7 protein-coding genes are annotated in these 4,619 nt (G+C 67.2%); 2 read left to right on the forward strand and 5 right to left on the reverse strand.

The genetic code is table 11. From position 1 onward, the window contains the following. Window positions 1-122: 122 nt before the first annotated feature. Window positions 123-665, forward strand: coding sequence for a hypothetical protein (locus VKF82_05020; GenBank protein ID HME81416.1), 543 nt, complete (start codon window positions 123-125; stop codon window positions 663-665). Here VKF82_05020 and VKF82_05025 read toward each other — a convergent pair. From VKF82_05025 to VKF82_05045, 5 genes are all read right to left on the reverse strand, one after another. Further along, window positions 662-871, reverse strand: a complete 210-nt coding sequence (locus VKF82_05025) for a hypothetical protein (protein HME81417.1) — start codon at window positions 869-871, stop codon at window positions 662-664. The two genes, VKF82_05020 and VKF82_05025, sit on opposite strands and share 4 nt — an antisense overlap. Before the next feature lie 17 nt (window positions 872-888). Beyond that, entirely contained in the window at window positions 889-1,509 is a 621-nt protein-coding gene (locus VKF82_05030) for a response regulator transcription factor (protein HME81418.1), read from the reverse strand. Further along, on the reverse strand, window positions 1,506-2,390 hold the full coding sequence (locus tag VKF82_05035; protein HME81419.1) for a trypsin-like peptidase domain-containing protein: 885 nt from the start codon (window positions 2,388-2,390) through the stop codon (window positions 1,506-1,508). Before VKF82_05035 ends, VKF82_05030 begins: the two co-directional genes overlap by 4 nt. A 1-nt stretch (window position 2,391) precedes the next feature. Further along, the gene (locus VKF82_05040) at window positions 2,392-3,330 is read right to left on the reverse strand and encodes a S1C family serine protease (GenBank protein HME81420.1); all 939 of its coding nucleotides are present in this window, start codon (window positions 3,328-3,330) and stop codon (window positions 2,392-2,394) included. Between the two features lie 131 nt (window positions 3,331-3,461). Further along, on the reverse strand, window positions 3,462-3,830 hold the full coding sequence (locus VKF82_05045) for a helix-turn-helix domain-containing protein (GenBank protein ID HME81421.1): 369 nt from the start codon (window positions 3,828-3,830) through the stop codon (window positions 3,462-3,464). A gap of 172 nt (window positions 3,831-4,002) precedes the next feature. Between VKF82_05045 and VKF82_05050 the strand changes: the two genes are divergently transcribed. Further along, window positions 4,003-4,437: a DUF5069 domain-containing protein gene (locus tag VKF82_05050; protein HME81422.1), complete on the forward strand. Its 435-nt coding sequence runs from the start codon at window positions 4,003-4,005 to the stop codon at window positions 4,435-4,437. Window positions 4,438-4,619: the final 182 nt, after the last annotated feature.

Genomic DNA, 4,619 nt, shown 5'->3' on the forward strand with positions numbered 1-4,619 from the left:
ACGGGCGACGCATCGAACACCGACCCGGTGTGCAGCCTCTCGCCGCTCCACGGGCTCGTCGAATCGGCGGCCGATTCCGCCGTGCCGGGGACCTTCGTGCCGCGCCGCCTAACTCCAGTGCGATGAACGAAGCGTCGCAGCCGGCCCGCGCAGCGCTGCACCGGATCGCGACCACGTTTGATCGCGCCGAGCCGGCGGCACCGCCGCTCGCAGACGTCGACATCGATATCTTGCAGCACGCGCACGACGAGCACGCGGCTTTCGCACGCGATGCTGAGACGCATCGCTCGACCATCATGACATTTGTCGTCACCGGCGTCGGTGCAGTCGTCTACGCGCTAGCGGCGTTGAAGTTCGATCCCCGATATTGGCCCGTTCCGCTCATCGCGGCAGCGCTGGCCGCGTACGCGGCCGTCGTCGTCAATATCTATCACGAGCGGTGGGAGTTCTTCATGATGATCGCTCGCGGTTTTCGCTGGAGGATCGCCGCCGCCCGGCCGGGCACCCGGCTCGAAGAGATCCGGGCCGCAGCCAAGGCTGCCCATAGGGAGCGATTCAAGACGCAGCGACGTCTCTACGTTTTCTGGTACTGGTTGGCCGTCGCGATCAGCGTGACGGGCATTGCGTGCGCGGCAGCCATGATCGTGGTGCTCCTGCGCGGTTAGCGGCGGTCGAACTTACCCCAATCGAACCTGGTGACGTCGCCCGAGACGTGGATCACGCTGCCGTCCGGCTGGACGAGCACGCGCACGGGCTCGACGCCTTTGAGCTCGACGAGGATCGCGCCGGTGCGCGTCGTCGCGCCGGTGACGAATCCGTACTTCTTGAATTGTTTGATGACTTCGCGCTGCTTGTCGGGCTTGTCGGCCATACCCCGCTGGGTTTGGCTCAGAGCATCACAAGCCCTTGGCGCGCGCCCAACGCGACCGCCTCGGTGCGGCTGCCGGCATGCAGCTTGGCGAAGATCGATCCGACGTGGAATTTCACCGTGTGCTCGGAGATGCCCAAGCGCGAGGCGATGACCTTGTTGGCCAGTCCTTGCGCCATCATACGCAAGACTTCGATCTCGCGCGCGGTCAGCACGTGGCCCTTGTCGGCGTGCGCGCCGGCATCGTTGGCCGGCATGAGTCGTTCGACCGAATCCGGATGCACCACGATATAGCCGGCGGCCACCGCCGCTACGGCCGCGGCGAGATCCTGGCCGCTGCGCGGCAGCACCGCCCGCACGCCGGCGCGCAGCGCGGCGTTCGTCCAGCCCGCGTCTGCGCGTGCGGCGAGCAGCATCAACGGCGGCCAGGCGCGCAGATCGGCATCGCGCACGAGCTCGCTCATCGTCTCATCGCCCTCGACTTCGAGGACGATCACATCGGGCGCGAGTTCGTCGACGCGCGAGCTGAGATCCCCGCCCGCATTCCCGTCGGCAAGCAGCGTGAGCGCGGCGTCTGCGCGAAGCGCTGCGCCGACCTCCGCTCGCGTGAGCCGGGAACTCTCCAGAAGAACTCTGATCACGCGGCGGCGTCGACTCCAGCGCGCGACGAAAAGTCCACGGCGATATCCTGCAACGCTCCGCCGCGGACGATGGTCAGCGCCAGCGCGCCCGTCGATGCCGACTGGGCGAGCGCGTCAGGCAGATCGCTCGCATCTCGCAACGGCGCCCCCGCAATGCCGACGATCGTGTCGCCGGGCAAGAGCCCAGCGTGTTCCGCCGCGCTGCCGGCTGTCACGTCGAAGACCAAGAGTCCAAGCACGTCGGTGCGTCCGCCCGAGCGCAATCTGACGGGCTCAACGGTGACGCCCAGGCGCGGCCGCGCGGTTTGGCCGCGCAGAAAGCGTTCGACCGCGTTGCTGGGCACCGCGACCGCGAGCCCCCCATAGATCATGCTGTTCACGCCGATGACGCGTCCGCGTGCGTCGGCGAGCGGCCCGCCGGAGTTGCCCGGCGCGATGCGCACGTCGGCGTGGATCCAGCGCGCGCGGCGGCCCGCATGCGATCCGGCCGCGTGCACGATGCCGCTGGTCACCGCGCCGACCAAGCCGAGCGGATTGCCGACCGCAAACGCCAGCTGCCCAGGGCGCACGTCGTCAGAGTCAGCGATGCGCGCAGCGTCCAAGCCGGCCGCGTCGACGCGCAGTGCGGCGATGTCGCGCTCTTCGTCGCGCGCGACGAGGTCCGCCCGCAAAGACGTGCCGTCCGCCAGTTCGACCGCCATACGCTTGCCGTGTGCGACGTGGGCGTTGGTGACGATCAAGCCGTCGGCGCGCCAGACGACGCCGGAGCCGCCGCCGTAGCGCCCCGCCGTGACTTGCACGGTGCTGCGCCGCAGCCTTTCGGCCAATGCTGCATGGGCGGCCGCCGTGGCCACACCGCCTGCTGCGAGGTTTGCGTCCACGTCAGTCCTCCCGCTCGACGGCGCGCTCGCCGATCGTTATCTCCTGCTCGACGACCTGTCCGCCGCGCACGATGCGCAGGCGCACCTTCGCGCCGATGCGGTCGCCGCCGAGCTGGGCGAGGATATCGTCCGTGTCTTCGATCGAGGCGTCGTCAAACCCGATGATGATGTCGCCGATGAACACGCCGGCCTTTTCAGCCGGGCCATCCGGCTCGACCGCGACGACGATGGCGCCGCCGTCCGCGTCGACCTTCGCGCTGCGGCGCAGCGCCTCGGAGAGGCGGATCGGCTGCATCCCGACGCCCAGATAGGCGCGTCCGGCGCGCCGTCCGCTGCTCAATTGATCGACGACGCGGTCCACCGTCGCCACGGGGATCGTGAGATCGAAACGCCGCGACAGGGCCGATGTGTTGATGCCCAGCACGTGGCCGGCCACGTCGACGAGCGGTCCACCGGAGAAGCCGGCGTAGAGCGAGAGGTCGAGACTGATGAAGCGATCGACGTTGCCGCCTCGCCACGTGCGCCACGGTCCGCCGGCAGAACTGATCACCCCACTGGACGCGCGCACGCCGTCTTCTGCATCGCGCGCGACCGCGAGCACGAGGTTGCCGGCTTTGAGGCCGCTCGCGTCGGCGAAGAGGGGCAGCGCAAGCGCGGGTGACGCGTCGATGCGCAAGATCGCAAGGTCCGTGTCGGAATCGCGTCCGGCGAGGGTCGCGTCCGCATTCGTGCCGTCCGGCAGCGTGACGCTGATGTCATCGTCGCGGCGCACGGCGTGGTCGGCGGTCACGATGATCCCCGGACGCCAGAGCACGCCGCTCGAGCCGAGCCGGTGGCGGGCGTGGACGGCGACTGTCGACGCGCCGGCGCGTTCGACCGCATTGGCGAGATCGCTCGAGAGAGCGGTCAGCGCGTTGGATGGTTCAGTGATGGTGGGCATGTGATGAAGCTTTCTCCGCGGGCGGCAAGTGGGCGGGCGCAAGCACCGCCGAATCAGGTCTAAGTATGACGCCCGATGGAGCGTTTATCTACCAGAAATAGAGCTAGGTGCGATGGCGTCCGATGCGCGTCTTAGGCGGCGGGGCTGCGCTCGCTCTTATGCCGGTCTTCGCGGCGCGCGAGCAGGGAAACCGAGTTGCGCGTCGCCCAGTCGTGCAGCTGGTCGAGGATGGGGAGCAGCTCGCGGCCCAGCGGCGTCAAAGAGTACTCGACGCGCGGCGGGATCTCCGCGTGCACGCGCCGCGAGACCAATCCGTCGCCTTCGAGATCGCGCAATTGGCGCGTCAGCACTTTGGGCGTGATGCCTTCAAGCGCGCGTTGCAGTTCGCCGAAGCGCATCGTGCGCTGGCCGAGGTTGTAGATCACGATGACCTTCCATTTGTCGGCGATCATCGCCATCGTGCGTTGGATCGGGCAGGCCAGCTTGGTTTCATACGTCATTGCGGCGACCTCGCTATCTTCATGGGTATTGCTACACCTTACAGACACTACTTTCCTTTCGCCCTTATAGGATGTATACTTACATGGCTCAGGCACCCCCAAGGTGCCGCTCTTATAGCCCCGGCAGGGGCCGGAAACGGCCCTCCAAGCCCTCAGAAAGGCCTCCACCGATATGGACCTCACCAAGAGCTATCCCCGTAGCCCGAAGGCGAAATTAGCGGGCGTCGTCATGCTCGCCCGGACCACCGACAAAGCACGCGCCCATCTCGCCGGCACCGACGGCCCTTACCACTTCGGCTGCGGCATGGACAAGCATGTCTTGAGCTTCTTGGGCAGCGAGCCCGAGGCGTTCGCCAAGACCGTGGCAGAGCTCGGCGAGGACGCGAAGATCGAAGCGTGGGCACGCCAGCGTCTCGCAGGCAAGCAACCCGCGGATATCGAGACCTTCAACACGGAGTTCGCACAGGATGGGCCGGAGCCAGGCGGCGACGCTGAGGCCTTCTTCCGCAGCGAGCGGCAGCGGCTCGGCCGCAACGACATCCAGACATGGTTCGAGCTGCTCGATGTCGATGAGAACCGGCCGGTTCCCGTCCGCGCCGCGGCCTAACCGCCTCAGACCGACAAACGAAAAGGCGCGTTCTCGCGAGCGCGCCTTTGCATTTGTTGTTCGGGAATCTAGTAGTAGATCACGTCGAGCGTCGCCTTCGGGAAACTCGTCAGGCACGTGCTCGCAAGGATCACCATGTTGTAGATGACCAGCTGCTGGTCGCCGTCCATCGTGATGCCGAG

The sequence above is a fragment of the Candidatus Eremiobacteraceae bacterium genome (genome assembly GCA_035314825.1).
Lineage (GTDB): Bacteria > Vulcanimicrobiota > Vulcanimicrobiia > Eremiobacterales > Eremiobacteraceae > JAFAHD01.

What these genes read in the sequence shown, in the direction of transcription:
- VKF82_05020 (HME81416.1), top strand. Translation starts at nt 123, where the DNA reads ATGAACGAAGCGTCGCAGCCGGCCCGCGCAGCGCTGCACCGGATCGCG.
- VKF82_05025 (HME81417.1), bottom strand. Translation starts at nt 871, where the DNA reads ATGGCCGACAAGCCCGACAAGCAGCGCGAAGTCATCAAACAATTCAAG.
- VKF82_05040 (HME81420.1), bottom strand. Translation starts at nt 3,330, where the DNA reads ATGCCCACCATCACTGAACCATCCAACGCGCTGACCGCTCTCTCGAGC.
- VKF82_05045 (HME81421.1), bottom strand. Translation starts at nt 3,830, where the DNA reads ATGACGTATGAAACCAAGCTGGCCTGCCCGATCCAACGCACGATGGCG.
- VKF82_05050 (HME81422.1), top strand. Translation starts at nt 4,003, where the DNA reads ATGGACCTCACCAAGAGCTATCCCCGTAGCCCGAAGGCGAAATTAGCG.